Raw genomic sequence first — 16,871 nt, 5'->3', positions numbered from 1 at the left:
CGCTGACATGCCTCGCAAGTAGGCGTGGAACCGGCTGTCTGGTAAACGGCCACCATCAACCGGGCCCTGGAGCTGGGCATCACATTCCTGGACACCGCCGACTCCTATGGCACCGGGCACGACGAGGTGCTGGTGGGCCGGGCCATCCACGGCCGCCGGGAACCCGGCCAGCTGGCCACCAAGTTCAGCATCGACCCCAGCGCCGGCGACCGGGCACGCCACATCCGCGGTGCCCGCGACTCCATGCTGCGCTCCCGCGACGCCTCGCCGCTACGGCTGGGCGTCGAGGAGACCGTCGGGGCGATGGCCGAGCTGGTCACGGCGGGCAGGGTCCGCCACCTGGGCCTGTCCGAGGTCGACGGCGAGCTGCCGCGCCGGGCGCACGCGGTGCACGCGATCACCGCGATGCAGAGCGAGTACTCACTGTGGACCCGCGACGTCGAGACCGTCACCCCGGTGATGGCCGAGCTGAGAGTCGGCTCACGCGAGGGCCTGAGCGCCAAGATCCACCTCGCCAGTGACGCCCGGGCCCGCCCGCTCGCCCTCGTCGTGACCGCCGGGCAGGCCGGCGACACACCCGCATTCACAACCGTCATGGCCGCGATCCGCGTTCCCTGCACGGGCCCCGGGCGACTGCGGACCCGGCCGGACACGGTGATCGCGGATCGCGCGTACTCCGCCCGCGCGATCCGCTGCCACCTGTGCGAACGCCACATCCGTGCGGTCATCCCGCAGCCGGTGGACCAGATCCGCAACCGGTTACGACGTGGCTCACGCGGAGGCCGTCCGCCCGGCTTCGACACCGAGGCCTACAAAGAACGGAACGCCGTTGAGCGGTGCATCGGCCGCTTGAAACAGTGGCGCGGCGGCCTAGCCATGCGCACCGACAACTCGCCATCGCCTACCAGGCCGCACTCCACCTTGCCGCCATCCTCATCTGGTCCCGCCGATAGCCAAAATAGGCCTTGGCGCCTTGCTGGGCTTCCCGGCCCTTGCCCGCTGCTACATCGCGCGAGTCGAGCGGATCGCAGCAGATCGTGCCATGGGGCAGCGGGATCATTCGAGCGCCGCAGGTGCGATCGCGTCTCTCCAGCGTTGGTTGGTCTCCTGGGCGATGGCCACCAGGTCGGTGTACGGCTCGTCCCACGGGTCTTTGAGCCCGAAGCCGCAGTGCGGGTTCTCCAGCAACTGCACCAGTGCCAGCCGAGGCACCACGGGTGGGCTGCGAACGTGTCGGCGATCATTCGGTAGCCCCGGCCGCGTTCGGCCTGGTCGCGCGCGGATCCGGAGCGTGCAGGGCTCATGGCCGTCGGGCACCAGTTGCCCGTGTCAGCGAGGAGGATCGGCAGCCCCGTGCGTTCGTGCCACACGTCGAACCGGTCGGCGACGGCGTCGATTGCCGTTTAGTCGACGGCCGGGAAGCTCTGCAGGCTCAGCACGTCCACGTGGGCGGCGGCCGCGTCGAGCACCGGTTCCGGGATCCCGGCCCGCGTCCCGTAGCGGTCACCGAAGATCAGGTGATTCGGGTCGTGACGGCGGATGGCCTCAGCCGACACCCGGTAGTAGGCCTCCCCGAGCTCGCCGGGCGGGTAGCCGGCGCCGGCCGGGTGCCGTGCCCTCGCCGGCGCGTCGACGAGGAAGTAGCCGATCAGGTTCGGATCCTGCGGCCGGCACAGGGTGCGGGCCAGGTGGTCGCACCACTGCGCGAACGCCTCGGAGCGGGGTCGCGGTAGGCCGGGAACGCCCAGGTCGCGGTCTACCTCGTCTACTCCGCGCAGGCCGGACAGGCCGCCATCGACCGGGAGCTCTACATCCCGCGCTCCTGAACCGAGGACCGCCAGCGGTGCGCGTCAGCCGGCATCCCCGCCGATGTCGGCTTCGCCACCAAGCCCGCTCTGGCCGCACAGATGATCGCCCGCACCCTGGACTCCGGCGTCCCGGCGCGATGGGTCGCCGGCGACGAGGTCTACGGCGGCAACCCGACCCTTCGCACCGCGCTGGAACAGTGCGAGGTCGGCTACGTCCTTGCGGTCGCCCGCGACCACCAGATCGCCACGAAGGGAGGAAAGCTGCGGGCGACCGCGCTGGTCAAGGGGATGCCCAAACGGGCCTGGCAGAAGCTCTCTGCTGGGACCGGCGCGAAGGGCCACCGCTTCTACGACTGGGCCGTGGTCCACATCGCCGGCGACCGCCCCGGACACCACCAACTCCTGGTCCGCCGCAACCGGCGAGCCGCGAACTCGCCTTCTATCGCTGCTATTCACCCAATGCCGTGCCACTGACCATGCTCGTACGGGTAGCCGGGCGCAGGTGGACAGTCGAGGAGACCTTCCAGACCGGAAAGGAACTGACCGGACTGGACGAACACCAAGTACGCCGGTGGACGTCCTGGCACCGCTGGGTCATCCTCGCGCATGCCTTCCTCGCCGTCGCGACCGCAGACGATCGCACTCACCGGCCCGCACCAGATGGACTGATCCCCTTGACCAGCAAAGGGATCGCGCACCTGTTCAACACTCTGATCGTGCGGCCCGCCCACGCTGCAGCGCACCGCCTCCGCTGGTCCCACTGGCGACGATGCCACCAAGCCCGAGGATGCCACCAAGCCCGAGCTCGCGACAGCCACTACCAGCGACAAGCAGCAGCTCAACCATGATCACGATCTACAGCTGTCGTACTAGCACCCAAAGCCTGTGCCATCAGGTATATCGTCCACGGGCGGAGCCGGGGGTGTTGGGTGTCGGACCAGGCGGGCCGTTATCTGGGTGCGTGCCTCGAAGCCAAATGGCTTGTCGGCCTGGGGAGTTCAGTAGCCGGCCGTGTCGGGTGGGGCTGATCGCCAGGGACGCTCATCGTCTGGCATTGGCCGCGCTGCCCGTCTGGAGCCATCCCTTCAGGGTCTCGCGCGACGGCAGGCGTGATCCGGCAGGAGTACCTTTCCAGGTCACTCTCCTCGGAATTGCGAAGTTGAGGGAATTGCTGCGTGAGCGCGGGCGGAGTGTTTCGTAAGGTCTTCCCTTTGAAGCTCGGCGGTGAACTGCGCGCCGGTGAGCAGCGCGAGGTTGGACAGCCAGAGCCAGATCAGGAAGACGACGATCCCGGCGAGGGAGCCGTAGAGGCGGCTGTAGGTGCCCAGGACGGACGTGTACAGCGCGAATCCGGCGGAGACGGTCAACCACAGGGCTGCCGCCAGCATTCCACCGGGCAGGCTGTTGCGGCGTCGGTGGGCGGACGGCGGCCCGGTGTGGAAGACCACGACCACGAGCAGGGCGACCAGGGTCAGCAGGAGCGGCCAGCGGACCAGGCTCCATACGAGCGGCACTTCGCTGTCGACGTGCAGCAGGTGGCCGACGTCCTGGGCGACGGGTCCGCTGAGGATGAGGACGAGTGCGCAGATCCCGAGGAGGGCGAGCAGGACCAGCGCGGTGGCGACGATGCGGTGGGCCTTGCGCCAGGGCGAGCGCCTGTCGGGGATGCGGTGCATGGCGTGCAGGGCGCGGCGGAAGACCGCGAGGTAGCTGCACGAGGACCAGACCGCGCTGGTGAGGCCCGCGGCGACCAGCGTCCAGGCGGCGGACTGTTCTTGCGCCGTGCGGGCCAGCAGGCCGTGGAGCTCGGTGCCGGACTGGCCCGGAGCATAGTGAGTGATCCCGGCGATGAACTGCTCGGCGGCCGGTGGGCTGATGAGCCCGAACGCCAGGGCCGTCACGAGCAGGGTCGGCAGGACGGCCAGGATGGCGTAGTAGGTCAGGGCTGCCGCGTAGTCGGTGATGTCGTCGTTCCACATGGCCACCGGCGTACGGCGTAGCGCCGGCCACCAACTGCCGTACGCGGTATGAGAGTTGGTGTCCCCGCTTGCGGAGGGAAGGGAGTGGGCGCTATCGGACATGGTGTGCCCGGTGGGTGACGTGGCTCATGCGCAGGCGTGTGTCGATCTCATAGGGCGCGGCCGCACGGCCGGCCTCGCGGGTGAGGGCGGTGAGCTGCTGGACCACTTGGTCCGGGGTGGTGTCGGGGGCCAGCCACACATGCAGGCTCAGGCACAGACGCCGCCGGCGCGCGTGTACGCGGGCGTGGCACCGGCTGATGCCGTCGAGCGCCACCGCGCTCTCGACGAGTACCTCTTCGAGAGCGCGGGTGCGCAGGTGACCCCCGGCAGCGGCCAAGGGCAGCCGGGGAGGGCGGCGGTGACGGATCTGTGCGAGAAGCCACCAGGCAAGCAGAACGGTGGCGAGTGCCGAGGCCGTGGTGACGGTGGGAACCCACCAGGTGTGATCACGAAGCTCCGCCAGACTCCGGCGGTTGAGCAGCACGGTTCCGGAGGCGCCGGTGGCCCACCCGGCGGGGAGCCGGTCGGCGATCGAGTCCTGGGCGGTGGCAAGCCAGGCGCCGCCCGTCAGCATGGCGAATCCAGCTGCGGCGAGGACGGTGCGGTTGACTGCCGTACGGGGCGCGGTCATGCGGTGGGGCCCTTCTCGGCGAACGGCTCGTCGTCAGCGGCTTGTTGAGGGGACGCCCAGGTCGGTGCCGGAGTCACGAAGACCCTGCACCGGGGGGCCCGGCGCAGAAGGCAGGCGTTGAGGGTCCGTTCGGCGGCCTCGGTCGCCTGGCGGAGCGCGGTCTCCCGCTCTCCGAAGGCAAGTCGGGTTCGCACGGTGAACCGCCGACGGCCCGCCCTGACCCGTACCGCTTCGACTCCGTCAACGGAACCGACGGCGTCTTTGACGAGTGCGGCCATGGCGGATCGGTCGATGGCGACGCTCTCCCGGGGGCCGCCCGCGGTGAGGAGGGTCAGCTGACGACGGCACCCCGGGGTGAGTGCGAGCACAAGGAGCCATACGCCGACGGCGGCGACGACGAGCGCGCCGACGGTCGTACCCAGGTCGCCGGACCGGTGTCCCGCCAGCCAGTTCACGGCGTATGCCCGCCAAGGCGCGGCGGCATGTCCGGTGGTGTGCACGCGGATGACGTCGGCGGTCACTGCCGCACACCCCGTCGCGACCGCGAGGATCAGGAGGGCCGTCGGGACACGGCGGGCAGACCACCAGCGGCGCTGCGCCGCCCCTGCGCCCTGCGGCTCGTTGGCCGGCGGTACGGAAGCCACCTGGTGGGATTCGAGCCCGGTGACGGCCAGCCGGGGCAGTGGGATTTCCAGCCCGGTGAGCTGCCGGGTGCGTTCGGCCACGTGTCGCTGGATCTGCCGGGCCGTGTCGGACAGTGGAGCGGGGTAGGGCAGGGCGGCCCGCACGGCCACGGTCGCCCGGCGCCCCTGGACCGTCGCGGAGCCCCTCGGCCTGCTGACCATCGAATCGGGCAGCGCTTCTCGCGCCGCACCCTCGGCGATCTTGCGCACGGCCTTGTCCGCGATGGTGGTCGACCCGCGTCCGGCGGCCGCCGTCATCGACGGCTCCGCTCGAACACGTCCCGCAGCTCACGCGGGTCCCCGCCGCCGTCGAGCCAGGCTCCGGCGGCGTATCCGGCCGCGCCGAGGGCTGCGACCAGCACGAAGGCGACGAAGCCCCCGAAGTACCCGGCGAACGCCAGGGCGATCCCCGCGACCATTCCGATGAAGGCTCTGCTCATCTCTCCCCTGCCTCCTGCCCAGGGCCCGCACCGGGCCCGACCGTCCTACCGGAGCTCCGACGACGGATCCGGCTACTCGACCCGGGACTCGACGGAGGCATCGTGACTGTCGTCCTCGGGCAGGTGCACGTCGTTGATGGCGATGTTGACCTCGACCACTTCAAGGCCGGTGATCCGCTCGACGGCCGCGATGACGTTCTCGCGTACGTCGGACGCCACGTCCGTGATGGAGACCCCGTATTCCACGACCAGGTCCAGGTCGATGGCGGTCTGTCGCTCACCCACCTCGACCTTCACGCCCCGGCCGACGTTCGGACGACCGCCGGGAACACGGTCGCGGACCGCGCCGATCGTGCGGGAAAGACCGCCTCCCATGTCGTGGACGCCGGGGATCTCCCGCGCGGCGATGCCCGCCACCTTGACGACGACGACATCGGCGATGGACGTCTTGCCGCGCGTGGCGGCCGGCTCGTCCACACCCGCCTTGCCGAGGGACACATCGGTGGTGCCGGTGCTCGTCGCACTCTGCTTGGGGGCGGAGGTGTTCTTCGCCGAGGGGATCAGCTGCTGAGTGGTCATGGCGTTCGTCCCGTCTCCGGGGCGCCTCCGGAGAGGCGCCGAGATGCTTTCACTGGGTCAGACAACGCCGAGCACCGTTTGTGACGGACCTTTTCGAGAAATTCTCGGCACGTACGGCAGCGTCGTGCCCTCGGTGACGCCCTTGCCGGTGCGTTGGCGGGGCATCTGCGGGCACATGAGGGAACGTGCTGTGACCTGGGTGTGACCGCCCCGGGCTGCGGGTGCGCGCACGGCATCGCGAACCCGTGCGTCACAGAAGGACCGGTCGGGTTGTCCAACCAACAGAGCGATCGTGACGAGGGGAGTTGCCTGTGGCGGGGAACCGCACACCGACCTGGGCGCCTGATGTGGGTGCCGGGCCGGACGACGCCCTGCTGGCGGTGCGCGCGGGCGAGGGCGACGAGGAGGCCTTCGCCGTGCTGGTCCGCCGTCACGCCCCGGCGCTGGTCCGGCTGGCCACCCGGCTGGTGGAGGACCGAGCCGAGGCGGAGGACGCGGTGCAGGAAGCCTTCATCAGCGCTTGGCGCAAGCTTCCGGAGTTCCGCGGTCAGTCGTCCTTCGGCACCTGGCTCTACCGCATCGTCACCAATCGGTGCCTCAACATCCTGCGCGCCCGTAAACCGCAGTCGCAGTTGGAGGCCGCGTCCCGGATCTCGGCTCCGGAACACAGTGTCGCGCCCGACCGGATCACGGAGGGCCGTGCCGCAATCGAGGACCTTCACCACGCGCTCGCCGATCTGTCGGCCGAGCAGCGCGCATGCTGGGTGCTGAGAGAATTGGACGAACAGCCCTACGCGTTCATCGCGGAGACGGTCGGCATCAGTGAACAGGCCGTCCGCGCCCGCGTCTTCCGTGCCCGCCGACAACTCACCGACGCCTTGGGGGCCTGGCGATGACCACACGCATCCATCCGCCCGACGCACCCCCTCCGCACGGACCGGACGACGAGCGCCTGCCGTGCGGGCGTCTGCTGTCCCAGGTCTGGACGGACTGGGAAGAGGGCGCGGCCGACTCACACACGGCGGCCTGCCCCGATTGCACCGCCGCCATTGCCGAGCTGGAGCAGCTCGAGACAACTGTGCGCCGGTTGCGCGACGACACCGAGGACGTGTCCGGCTACGACCCCGCGTCGCTGACCGAGCGCGTGATGGACGTCGTCCGCCTGGAGCTGCGCCCCGGACACCCGCTCCCCCTGGGCACTCCGGACGAAGACATGTGGGTCATGGAATCGGCCGCCGCCCGCGTCCTGCGTGCCGCGGCGGAACGCGTGCCCGGCGTCCGCTCCGGTTCGTGCCGCATCACTCCTGAGCCGGACGTGCCCGGCCGGGTCGCGGTCAGCCTCCACATCCTCGCACCCATAACCGCCCCCAGCCTCCCGGCGCTGGCCGACGAGGTCCGCAGGAACGTGGGAGAGTCGGCCGACCGCAGGCTCGGCCTGGAGATCACCGGCATCGACGTCCGCGTCATCGGCTTCGCCGACGAACCGGACGACAGCGAGAAGGGCTTCCTCCAGTGACCCCGACCGCCCTCGGCGACACCCTCGCTCAGGTCGTGCGCGACGTGCCCGGCGTCGCCTTCCTCACCCCCGGCATCGCGGGCCGGCTGCGCTCCGCGTTCCAGGATCCTCGCCGGGCCGGCCTGCCGGGTGCCGGAGTGCGGCTCAACCGCACTGGAGAAACCGGCTCGTGGGAGATCGAGGTACGGATCGTCACGCTCGCCGGCCACCGGGCATGCGACGTCACCCGCGCAACGCGCTCCGCGATCCTGGCCCATCTCCAGGCGGACGGCGCCACCGCCGGCCACGGTGCCGCGGTAAAGGTGACGATCACCGGCATCGTCTGAAGCCCCGTACCGGCGACGACGCGCCCTGGTGCGAGGTGACCCGCGCACCGGGGCACGTCGCGCAACGCACACGTCGTGCCGAGCGCGCTCCCCTCATCGATCACCGCCGCCTACGCGCGACGACCTCCGATGACGGCACATCAGCGATGTCTCCGGCACGCCGTGCCTGCCTGAGCCACTGCCAACCGGGTGAACTCCGCCCGCCGGGCAACACAGCCTCCGGGGCAGCTTGTCCTACTTGCATGACAGACCATCAGATGACTTCGCGTCTCGCCGTCCCCGCCGCCCGTCGCTCCCGACGCGGCACAACGCACGACCTTCCCGCTCCGGCTGAGCGCCGGCGACTGCGCGAGCAGTGGGGGCTGACCACACGGCAGGTCGCCGACGCCTTCGCAGTGACTCCCGCAACGGTTCGCTCCTGGGAGGCCGGGCGCACTTCTCCGGGCGGACGGCGCAAAGAGGCCTACGGTCGGTTCCTGGCCGGCCTGGCCCAGCACTCCCTCCCCCGCCCTGCGCGCAACGGCGCCCACGCGGGCGAACCGCCCGTAGCACCCGATGGCCGACGCCCCTCCCCCCGACTTGCGGACGATACTTCCGTCGCGCAGCCCCAGCCACGGGAGGTTCCGCCCTTCCGCCCCACCGTGCCGTCGGCCAAGCCCCAGGACGCAGCCCAACAGCAGCAACTCCGCGCGCCTGCCCCCGAGTTCCCTTGGGGCAGACTTCTCGGAGCCACGACGAGCCTGTTGTCACTCGTCCTCTGGATCGCCCTCACCTGCCCACCCTCAAGATGACCCGGCATGCCCGAACCGGCATCGGCTAGACATCACTCACGGCCCGGCACCTCACCAGGCCGGAGCCGTTGTCGTGTTCTACCGCTGCGGGCCGACGGAGCAGCAGTCGAGCCGATGCTCCTCTCCCCCGGCCCCGGGCACCGCTGAGGACGGGTGACGCGAGGAGTGTGCGGAGGGGAGCCCACCTCCTCGCGCTGACGGCCGCCGCCGCGCAGTCCGTGACCTGGCGGAGGCCGTCCCACAACAGGCAGGAACTGTCTGGCCGTCAACTGCCCGTCGGGGTCTCCAGTCAACTTCCCACTCACACCCCCTTCACCACCGCCGAGCACCTGAGCCACTCGCCCCAACGCATGGCGAGTACGACTGGATGGTGCCCGACCCCGAGCCCGCTCTCCCGGCGGACGGCGTCGACCTGGTCCCGATTGGCACCGGCCCAGGGGCGAGGTCTTGGCCCATGCTGGGTGCGGTCGCCTTCCAGCGATCGCGCCTGCTTCCTGCCTCTGCCAGGAGGCAGAAGTCCAGTCCACCGTGCGAACTCCCCGAGTGCTTCTCGACCGTACGCCCCTCTGCCCGTCTGCCGCAGGAGCCCCCGCCCGGACCACTCACGGTGTCGTGAGGGGCGATCCGCATTTGTGCTGGTCGGTTGGGTTTTGTGGGCTGAGACGGGTTCAGGGGTTGTCCGTCTGACGTCTGGGGTTCCAGTTGGCGGGTTGTTGGGGTGCGACGTTTGGTGGGGCATCGGCGGGCGGTTTGATGGCGATCCTTGAAAACGGCTCAGGCCGCTTCATCGTAAATGATCTTGAGTAGAGGCTGCGGGGTGCTGATATCGACGGGCGTGGCCACACACCGTCACGCGTGCTCGTCCGCGGAGGCAGTGATGACGGGCTCGGGGACGGCTGGCAGGAGTTCAAGCAGCAGGGCCACAGCCTCTTCGGCGGTCTCGACTTCGCCGATCACGACGGAAGGACTGCGTCGGCGTACCGTGAACCGGCCGTTGTGCAAGGGCTCGATCGATCCGGCCTGCACAGTCCAGGGGTAGCTGGTGGAGCTGCTGAAGAACAGGGCGAAGTGGCTGGTGAACGGATACAGCCGCCGGAGTCGTGGTTGAGCGGCGGCAGCTTCCAACAGCCGAACGATGCCCGGATAGGGGCTCCCGGGCCTGCGGATCTGATGTACTGCATGGATCCACTGCCAGCTGAGTCGTAGAGACTGCCAATGAGCCTCGACAACGTCAGCCGGCCCGCGACTGCGTGCTGCAGCTATGTCTGGCAGAAGCGGTCTTGGAGGTAGGGGCAACTGTTGATCGCAGGTCTCGTCATTCGTGTCCACTGTCATAGTGTCGCGGCCGTTGCCTGAAAGCGGTGCTCTGATAAGGAAGATCATGGCCGGGTGAGAACGCGCGTCCGGAGGAGTCGGAACGAGGCTCGGCCGTACATAGCTCGCTTAGCGTCTCCACCCGGTTTACGTGTCCTTCGCCGACCCCGGAGCTCCATGGCAGGGTCAGACCAGCAGTCACTGCGTCGAGGTCCTGGCGGAGGAAGCCGGCGAAGCCTTTCATGGGTTTCGGTGCGTCCTGCTCGGCCGCCCGGATCCACTTCGGCAGCAGGTGTCCGCGCTGGTGGCGGACCATGTCGGCGAACGCTCGGGCGAGGTCGCAGGCCCGGGTGATGTCCGGTCAGGCGAGCCCGAGTTGAGGGAGTCGCTTGTCCTGGCTTTCGGTCAGCGTCTCCCGGGGCCGCATGATCCACGAGGTGTTTTGCGAGGACTTGGAATGTCGGCCCGGACCGGTTCGGCGGTGCCCGCGCACGAAGGGCGGCGAGGTGTCTGCGGACGACCTGGCGGCTGCCGAGGTAGCCGCGAGCCGGGATCTCCAGGAAGAGTCGGGTGCCGCCGACCTGGCCCTGGGCTTCGATGAAGCGCGCGTTGAGGTACGCCTTGAACGGCTCCAGCACGCCGTTGGAGCGACGCTCGCGGGCGGAGGTCAACAGCTCATCGAGGCCGGTGTCGCGAAAGCGGCGCACGGTCTTGCGATCGAGGTTCAGACGGCGCGCAATGGCGCTGATCGTCCAGCGCTCCTCCAGCAGGCGGTGGATGTCCTTGTAGCGTGACGGGTGCGCTCGATGATCTGGGTGCGGGGCAGCTCCGCGGGCGGTAACAGCATCGGGGGTGGCTCCGGCACCCCGGTCACCGTCTCCTCCTCGGCGCGTTTGCGCAGGCAGTCGCGGTGCTGGTGGCAGGTCTTCTCCACCGCGGCGGACAGGTTCCACAACAGGTGCCGGCGATCAGCGACTTCCAGGGCATGAGGGGCGGCTTCCCTGACCGCCACGGTGTAGGCGGTGGCCCGGTCCCTGCAGATGATCTCCGCACCGGGATGCTCGGTGAGCCAGGCCGCGAACGTCTCGCAGGTGCGGTCGGGCAGCACGTCCACGACCTGGCCGGCCTCGACGTCGACCAGCACATTGCCGTAGGTGCAGCCCTACGGAAGGCGAACTCGTCCACCCCCCCCATTACCTTGTTGATCAGCCCCGCAATGGGGTGCCCGGCCTCTTGGACGGCATGACTGTTCCCCCCTGTAGCTCGCATGATCTGGGGGGTGGTGTCACCGCTCCCGGAGGCACTGGCAGACCGCTGATTAGGGGCATGACCACCGACTCCTTCGGGAAGTTGGGAGGCTCTTCGTAATGTGGATGCCGGCAGCTGGTGCCGCAGGTAGGGCCGGGGACGTACGACCGGAGAGTGCACGTGATCGACACCAGTGACATCGGCGCCTTCCTCGGCCTGGACGTCGGCAAGGGCGAACACCACGCCACCGCGCTGACCCCGGCCGGGAAGAAAGCCCTCGACAAGCGGCTGCCCAACAGCGAACCCAAGCTCCGCGAGGTGTTCGCCAAGCTGATCGCGAAGCACGACACTGTACTCGTCGTGGTCGACCAGCCCGCCTCGATCGGCGCCCTGCCACTGGCCGTGGCCCGCGACGCGGGCTGCAAGGTCGCCTACCTGCCCGGGCTGACGATGCGGCGGATCGCCGATCTCTATCCCGGCGAGGCCAAGACCGATGCGAGGGACGCGTTCATAATCGCGGACGCGGCCCGGGCGATGCCGCACACCCTTCGCGCCATCGAGCTCGAAGACGAGACCATCGCCGAGCTGGAGATGATCGTGGGCTTCGACGACGACCTAGCGGGTGAGGCCACCCGGATCGCGAACCGGCTCCGCGGGCTGCTGACCCAGATTCACCCGCACCTGGAGCGAGTTGTGGGCCCGCGCATCCAGCACCCAGCCGTCCTGATGCTGCTGGAACGGTTCGGAGCCCCAGCCCAGATCCGCAAGGCCGGCCGCCGACGGCTGACCACCCTCATACGTCCGAAGGCCCCGCGGATGGCCGAGCGCCTGGTCGAGGACATCTTCACCGCTATGGACGAGCAGACCGTGGTCGTTCCCGGCACCGACGCAGCCGCCCTCATCGTGCCCAGCCTCGCCACTTCCCTCAGCGCCGTCCTCTACCAGCGCAAACTCCTGGCCACCAGGATCGAGGAGCTGCTGGAGACCCACCCTCTCTCCAAAGTCCTGACGTCCATGCCGGGGATCGGCGTCAGGACCGGAGCCAGGATCCTCATCGACGTCGGCGACGGCAGCGCATTCCCGAGCGCCGCCCACCTCGCCTCCTACGCCGGCCTTGCTCCCGCCACCCGCAGCTCGGGCTCCTCGATCCGCGGAGAACAACCCTCCCGCCGCGGAAACAAGCAGCTCAAAAGGGCGTTCTTCCTCTCCGCGTTCGCCGCCCTGGCCGACCCCGCCTCCAGGGCCTACTACGACAAGAAGATCAAGCAGGGCAAGCACCACACCCAAGCCCTCCTCTGCCTCGCCAGACGACGAGCCGACGTCCTCTTCGCAATGCTTCGCGACGGCACCTTCTACGAGCCGCAGCCAGCCGCGGTCACATGACCTGCGGGCCACCCAGCAGCACCACACGGTCGGCCTCGACGCCGAAGCCGAGAACCGGGTGGAGCGGATCAGACTCCGGGCTCAGCAACACCGGCTTGCCGAGCCGACGCCCGATTGCCCGCAGCAGACGGCACAGCACATCCACGCCGTGCTGACCCTGCAACTCCCGAAGATCAACGTCGAAGTCGATCGAGCCAGCCTCATACGCCCGAAAGATCACCAGGAATCCAGGAACCGGCCAGACCCTCAGCAACGCATCGGCACCCTCACCCCGGGCCAGCATCTCCGCAGCCCTCGGCAGCCGGACCACAGCACCGTCCTCCGAGTACTCGCACGACCACCCCTGCGACCGAACGAGATCAAGCACCGCCTGCCAGTCCTCCACCGAGGTATCCGGGACGCGGACGTCCGGCAGCGACCCCATCAACTCGGGAGCAAAGAAGCTCTTGACGTCATCCCACAGCAGGTCAGGCATCACGCCATGCTGCCTTGCCACTCACCGAAACGCAGCCCAATTCCCTTGACGAAACCCATAGGCCCCCCCGCACCCGCGGCGCACGGGCCGGCACCGTCGGCGCCGTCAACAGCCCGAGCAGCCGGGTCCCGCCCGCGGCGGCCAGCCGCAGGCGGCGGCACAGCCGCGCGGCAGGACGGCCGCCGAGCTCGATCGCGAACGACCGGAGCCAGCCTGCCAGCCCGGCGCTGGAGCGGCGATGCGGCTCGGACAGGCCCGGCACCTGTTCGACGAACATCTTGCGGGAACAGCTCTTCATGTCACAGAAGAACCGGCGGACCTGCAGCCGGAACACGACCTGGCGAGATCCCAATGGCCTTTCATTCAGGTCGCGTTGGTACATGCGTACGCGCCTTGCCTGTTCCCGGCAGTCTGGCCACCGGCCGGGTCGAACGGTGGATGCCGCCTCCACCACCAGGACGTCGGAGGAATCGCTGACGCACTCCACTCGCACATCGATCCCGGGAAACAGCACAGCCTCGACCGTCTTGCTTGCCATGCCGGGACATACTCAGCCGAAACGATCCCTCGCTCACTCCGCCGACCTGGGGATTCACGGAACTGCGGCCAGAGCCGAAATCGCTGACCGTTCACAGCCCGGCCCACCGACCCACCCCCGTTCCCCTTGATCAAACACATAAGGCCCCCGCGGGGTTCCGGCCTCCACAGCTCAAATCATCGCTGAAGCGGTCAGCGGCGTCCCCAGGACTTCGCGGCGACGATGTGCTGGTGGTGTCGCGCAGGGTGGCGGTGTCGCCGGTGCTGTTCCACACGTAGTCGCGGGGGTCCTGGTACACGTCGCGTCCGGTCTCGCGGCCGATCCCGGTGTGGACCCGCACCAACTGGTGGGCGGAGGCGCAGGTTGTGGAACGTGTAGGTGTGGCGGGACGGGCCAGTGAGGGTCCAGCCCTTCAAGTTGACGGCGCCGCGGCCGGTGTTGGTGACGGTGACCCACTCCGCGTTGAGGCTGCGCTGCGAGCCGTCTTCGCGCCCGGGGCTGTCGTACTGGATCGCGCCGAGCACGATCGGTGAGCGGGGTACCGGTGGCTTTGCTGCGGCGGAGGCAGGAATGGCGGCCGCGGCGGCGAGGCCGGTGGCAGCGAGGCCACGGGCGGCGATGCGGGTGATGGTGCGAGAAGACATGAAAACGCCCAGTTCACAGCATCAACACGACTACAGGGAGTGCCGGTTGGTACGAGAGTCCGGCACTGGTTCGGCCGGACACCTACACCATGGCCCCGGAACACTCGCTACAAGTGGCGAAATGCAACGCGTGACCAAACACGGAACTTCACACATCCGCGACGGCCACAGCGCACACGCCTCGGCGTGAAAGATCGGCCGCACTTCCCAAGCGGAGCGCGGTGAGATCAGGAAAAGGCAGCTGACGGTCATCGTTGCCAGGGGGCCGGTAGCGGTGACCGGATCACACCCCTCAGTCAGGAGGTACTGTGCTGGCCTGCTACAGGAGGTTGATGGCGAGCGTTGTCCGTGGCCTCAACGTGACTGGAGAGGTGGACGAGAATCCAGGTGCTGTCCCGACCGCTACCGGCGCCGCAACGAGGTCGAGTTGGACCATCAACCGCCTCAAGAACACCCGCGCTGTCGCGACCCGTTACGACAAGCGAGCCTATGTCTTCCACGGCACCGTCACCGCAGCAGCAGTCCGCCTTTGGCTCCGGCCGTGAACTACCGGGGCCGGCCTCTCAGAATCCCGGGGCGGGAATGAAGCCCGGCCACCACGGGGGCACGCCGCCGGGGCACGGAGGAGTGGCGGCGCCCTCCCAGAAGATCGAGATGACGCACCAGACAACCCCGAGGAGCGTTACCGAGAGGGCAAAGGCATGGAGGAGGGGACGGTTCCCGAGAAGGGCTCCCACCGCGACCCAGACCAGAAGCAGGACCGTCCAGAGGCCCGGGATGAAAAGCCACAGCAGGAAACCGCTGTTGGCCGCGTTGTTCACTCCCACGTCGCAGGCGGTCCAGGACCTGCCCAGAAGCATGGCAGCGGACACCGCGAGAAGCAGAGCCACCGCCACCCCGTGACACCCATGCAACCGTCGACTCCCCACAGGCCCCCCGTTCGCCGTCCGCCGCGGAAACACCGGATCCGAACTGCTCATTACTACCGCGACTTCCGTCCCCCGGCACTGACCAGCAGAGAACAGACTCCCCTGGATCCTAGTAATCACATGGTCCGCCGGACAGTGCGTAGTGCCGTGACCTCAAACGATCACAGGCGTGGTGTGACTGCTGGGTGTCGGCAGCGGCGGATTGTCGCGCAGGTCAGCTGAAGGTCGTTCCATGGTCTGTCAGTTGCCTGGTCTAGGGTCGCCCGCATGGCTGAGCCTTCCTTTCTGACCGCCGTCCGTGAGTCGTACGACACGGTCGCCGCTGACTACGTCGAACGCGTCCCGCCGCCAGCGGAGATGGACCCGCTGTCACGCGCGATGCTGGCGGGGTTTGCCGAACTGGTGCGGACCGCCGGTCTGGGGCCGGTCGCGGACCTGGGGTGCGGCCCCGGACGGGTGACGGAGCACCTGGCAGGGCTGGGGGTGTCCGTCTTTGGCGTCGATCTGTCGCCGAAGATGGTCGGGCTGGCCCGGCACGCCTATCCGAACTTGCGGTTCACTGAGGGCTCGATGACCGCGCTGCAGATGAGGGACGACGAGCTCGGCGGCATCCTGGCCTGGTACTCCACCCATCACACGCCCACGGAGTGGCTGCCGGATGTGTTCGCCGAGTTCCACCGCACGCTCGCGCCCGGCGGCTACCTGCTCTGGGGAGACTATGTCGGCAATGAGCGGCTGCAGCCGACCCACGGCTATGGCCGTCCGGTGTCCTACGAGTCGTACCTCCTGCCCCTGGACCGCATAGTCGACCTGCTGGACCAGGCCGGACTCGTCGTCACCGCGAGACTGGAACAGGAGCCCGGCGGACTCGTGAACAGACCCCACGCCTGCCTCTTGGCCCGCAAGCCCGGAACGTCCCTACGGGGGCTCGGTCCCGGGGGAGGCTGCTCGGCTGGACCGCCGACGATCACGGGGCGGGCGGTCAGACCGCTGGGTTGAGAACGGCCAGACGGTTGGAGATGTCCGCAAGGAGATCGAGCTCCAAGAGTGGGAGATGGCGCTCGATGTGCTCATCGAGATCGCGGATGTCCATCCGGTATCCATCACCTTCTGGGAGATGCTCTCCGAGGCTGCCCGGCAGATGATGCTCGACCGCAGCCGCCGTTGGTGCGAGTGGCGGGGCTGGGAAGCCGAACACGGCACGATCCGTGCCACCTTGACCCTTCTGCGAGCCGACGAGGGCGGACGCCAGAGTGCCTTCTCAGGGGACGGCCAGCTCAGACCGCTGTGGGACATCGGTCAACGCACCGCAGACGGACAGCAAGATCTGAACATCGCGCGGCTCTGGGTGGAGTTCGAGCCGCAGCTTGGCCCTGGAGAGACCGCCGACGTTCGTCTGGCTCCCCTGCACCCCGAGCAATGGCAGCATCTGAAGCCTGGTGACGTGATCACCATGCACGAGGCCCAACCGGCCGCCGGCATCGCCGAAATCATCGAGGTCCTGCCGCCTCGCGCCTGAGACCAGGCCAGCCAGGGGCGAAGGGC

Annotated in this window: 19 protein-coding genes and 4 pseudogenes; 10 read left to right on the top strand and 13 right to left on the bottom strand. The window is 68.9% G+C overall.

Annotation, left to right across the window (positions count from 1 at the left end; all coding sequences use genetic code 11):
* Positions 1-48: 48 nt before the first annotated feature.
* Positions 49-480 (top strand): annotated as a pseudogene (locus ACFYZA_RS36485) (aldo/keto reductase); the annotation flags it as partial.
* Positions 481-953, top strand: a pseudogene (locus ACFYZA_RS36480) (IS5 family transposase); the annotation flags it as partial.
* Between the two features lie 103 nt (positions 954-1,056).
* On the opposite strand, the gene ACFYZA_RS36475 reads toward ACFYZA_RS36480, so the two are convergent.
* Positions 1,057-1,212 carry a hypothetical protein gene (locus tag ACFYZA_RS36475; protein WP_388494695.1) on the bottom strand — a complete coding sequence of 52 codons (156 nt, stop codon included), beginning with the start codon at positions 1,210-1,212 and terminating at the stop codon, positions 1,057-1,059.
* A gap of 191 nt (positions 1,213-1,403) precedes the next feature.
* Positions 1,404-1,556, bottom strand: a complete 153-nt coding sequence (locus ACFYZA_RS36470; RefSeq protein ID WP_388494694.1) for a hypothetical protein — start codon at positions 1,554-1,556, stop codon at positions 1,404-1,406.
* Positions 1,557-1,739: 183 nt separating this feature from the next.
* Between ACFYZA_RS36470 and ACFYZA_RS36465 the strand changes: the two are divergent.
* Positions 1,740-2,656: pseudogene (locus ACFYZA_RS36465) on the top strand (IS701 family transposase); the annotation flags it as partial.
* Between the two features lie 288 nt (positions 2,657-2,944).
* On the opposite strand, the gene ACFYZA_RS36460 reads toward ACFYZA_RS36465, so the two are convergent.
* From ACFYZA_RS36460 to ACFYZA_RS36440, 5 genes are all read right to left on the bottom strand, one after another.
* Complete coding sequence (locus ACFYZA_RS36460; RefSeq protein WP_388494693.1) at positions 2,945-3,889, bottom strand: YihY/virulence factor BrkB family protein; 945 nt, start codon at positions 3,887-3,889, stop codon at positions 2,945-2,947.
* Positions 3,879-4,460, bottom strand: a complete 582-nt coding sequence (locus ACFYZA_RS36455) for a hypothetical protein (RefSeq protein ID WP_388494692.1) — start codon at positions 4,458-4,460, stop codon at positions 3,879-3,881. The genes ACFYZA_RS36460 and ACFYZA_RS36455 overlap by 11 nt, the downstream gene beginning before the upstream one ends.
* On the bottom strand, positions 4,457-5,401 hold the full coding sequence (locus tag ACFYZA_RS36450; RefSeq protein WP_388494691.1) for a DUF6286 domain-containing protein: 945 nt from the start codon (positions 5,399-5,401) through the stop codon (positions 4,457-4,459). The genes ACFYZA_RS36455 and ACFYZA_RS36450 overlap by 4 nt, the downstream gene beginning before the upstream one ends.
* Positions 5,398-5,583, bottom strand: a complete 186-nt coding sequence (locus tag ACFYZA_RS36445; RefSeq protein WP_382600304.1) for a hypothetical protein — start codon at positions 5,581-5,583, stop codon at positions 5,398-5,400. Before ACFYZA_RS36445 ends, ACFYZA_RS36450 begins: the two co-directional genes overlap by 4 nt.
* Positions 5,584-5,655: 72 nt before the next feature.
* Positions 5,656-6,162, bottom strand: coding sequence for an Asp23/Gls24 family envelope stress response protein (locus ACFYZA_RS36440; RefSeq protein WP_382600305.1), 507 nt, complete (start codon positions 6,160-6,162; stop codon positions 5,656-5,658).
* A gap of 305 nt (positions 6,163-6,467) precedes the next feature.
* Between ACFYZA_RS36440 and ACFYZA_RS36435 the strand changes: the two genes are divergently transcribed.
* Genes ACFYZA_RS36435 through ACFYZA_RS36425 form a run of 3 tightly spaced genes read left to right on the top strand, consistent with a single transcriptional unit; the run spans position 6,468 to position 8,004 of the window.
* Positions 6,468-7,058 (top strand): RNA polymerase sigma factor, encoded by a 591-nt coding sequence (locus ACFYZA_RS36435; RefSeq protein ID WP_382600307.1) that lies wholly within the window; start codon positions 6,468-6,470, stop codon positions 7,056-7,058.
* Complete coding sequence (locus ACFYZA_RS36430; protein ID WP_388494690.1) at positions 7,055-7,678, top strand: Asp23/Gls24 family envelope stress response protein; 624 nt, start codon at positions 7,055-7,057, stop codon at positions 7,676-7,678. Before ACFYZA_RS36435 ends, ACFYZA_RS36430 begins: the two co-directional genes overlap by 4 nt.
* Positions 7,675-8,004 carry an Asp23/Gls24 family envelope stress response protein gene (locus ACFYZA_RS36425; protein WP_388494689.1) on the top strand — a complete coding sequence of 110 codons (330 nt, stop codon included), beginning with the start codon at positions 7,675-7,677 and terminating at the stop codon, positions 8,002-8,004. Before ACFYZA_RS36430 ends, ACFYZA_RS36425 begins: the two co-directional genes overlap by 4 nt.
* A 1,640-nt stretch (positions 8,005-9,644) precedes the next feature.
* Here the strand turns inward: ACFYZA_RS36425 and ACFYZA_RS36420 are convergent.
* Positions 9,645-10,130 (bottom strand): DUF6193 family natural product biosynthesis protein, encoded by a 486-nt coding sequence (locus ACFYZA_RS36420; protein ID WP_388494779.1) that lies wholly within the window; start codon positions 10,128-10,130, stop codon positions 9,645-9,647.
* A gap of 703 nt (positions 10,131-10,833) precedes the next feature.
* Positions 10,834-11,253: a transposase gene (locus tag ACFYZA_RS36415; protein ID WP_388494688.1), complete on the bottom strand. Its 420-nt coding sequence runs from the start codon at positions 11,251-11,253 to the stop codon at positions 10,834-10,836.
* A 284-nt stretch (positions 11,254-11,537) separates the two neighbouring features.
* Here ACFYZA_RS36415 and ACFYZA_RS36410 point away from each other — a divergent pair, with 284 nt between their 5' ends.
* Positions 11,538-12,740, top strand: a complete 1,203-nt coding sequence (locus ACFYZA_RS36410; protein WP_388494687.1) for an IS110 family transposase — start codon at positions 11,538-11,540, stop codon at positions 12,738-12,740.
* On the opposite strand, the gene ACFYZA_RS36405 is transcribed toward ACFYZA_RS36410, so the two are convergent.
* From ACFYZA_RS36405 to ACFYZA_RS36395, 3 genes are all read right to left on the bottom strand, one after another.
* A complete protein-coding gene (locus ACFYZA_RS36405; protein WP_345554478.1) occupies positions 12,733-13,215 on the bottom strand; it encodes a hypothetical protein in 483 nt (160 codons plus the stop codon). The genes ACFYZA_RS36410 and ACFYZA_RS36405 overlap by 8 nt on opposite strands.
* Positions 13,208-13,753: a hypothetical protein gene (locus ACFYZA_RS36400; RefSeq protein ID WP_388494686.1), complete on the bottom strand. Its 546-nt coding sequence runs from the start codon at positions 13,751-13,753 to the stop codon at positions 13,208-13,210. Before ACFYZA_RS36400 ends, ACFYZA_RS36405 begins: the two co-directional genes overlap by 8 nt.
* Positions 13,754-13,944: 191 nt before the next feature.
* Entirely contained in the window at positions 13,945-14,397 is a 453-nt protein-coding gene (locus ACFYZA_RS36395; RefSeq protein ID WP_388494685.1) for a lamin tail domain-containing protein, read from the bottom strand.
* Between the two features lie 400 nt (positions 14,398-14,797).
* On the opposite strand from ACFYZA_RS36395, the pseudogene ACFYZA_RS36390 reads away from it, so the two are divergent.
* Positions 14,798-14,942 (top strand): annotated as a pseudogene (locus ACFYZA_RS36390) (IS5/IS1182 family transposase); the annotation flags it as partial.
* An 18-nt stretch (positions 14,943-14,960) separates the two neighbouring features.
* Here ACFYZA_RS36390 and ACFYZA_RS36385 read toward each other — a convergent pair.
* Positions 14,961-15,287, bottom strand: a complete 327-nt coding sequence (locus tag ACFYZA_RS36385; protein ID WP_388494684.1) for a hypothetical protein — start codon at positions 15,285-15,287, stop codon at positions 14,961-14,963.
* 306 nt (positions 15,288-15,593) lie between these two features.
* Here ACFYZA_RS36385 and ACFYZA_RS36380 point away from each other — a divergent pair, with 306 nt between their 5' ends.
* Together ACFYZA_RS36380 and ACFYZA_RS36375 are read left to right on the top strand one after the other, a co-directional pair.
* Positions 15,594-16,325 carry a class I SAM-dependent methyltransferase gene (locus ACFYZA_RS36380; RefSeq protein WP_388494683.1) on the top strand — a complete coding sequence of 244 codons (732 nt, stop codon included), beginning with the start codon at positions 15,594-15,596 and terminating at the stop codon, positions 16,323-16,325.
* A gap of 55 nt (positions 16,326-16,380) precedes the next feature.
* Positions 16,381-16,845 (top strand): hypothetical protein, encoded by a 465-nt coding sequence (locus ACFYZA_RS36375; RefSeq protein ID WP_388494682.1) that lies wholly within the window; start codon positions 16,381-16,383, stop codon positions 16,843-16,845.
* The last annotated feature ends 26 nt before the right edge of the window (positions 16,846-16,871 follow it).

The organism is Streptomyces sp. NPDC001828, from assembly GCF_042892175.1.
In the GTDB taxonomy this organism is placed as follows: Bacteria; Actinomycetota; Actinomycetes; order Streptomycetales; family Streptomycetaceae; genus Streptomyces.
The sequence above is the reverse complement of the archived record's forward strand: the minus strand, read 5'-3'. Positions and strand labels throughout refer to the sequence as shown.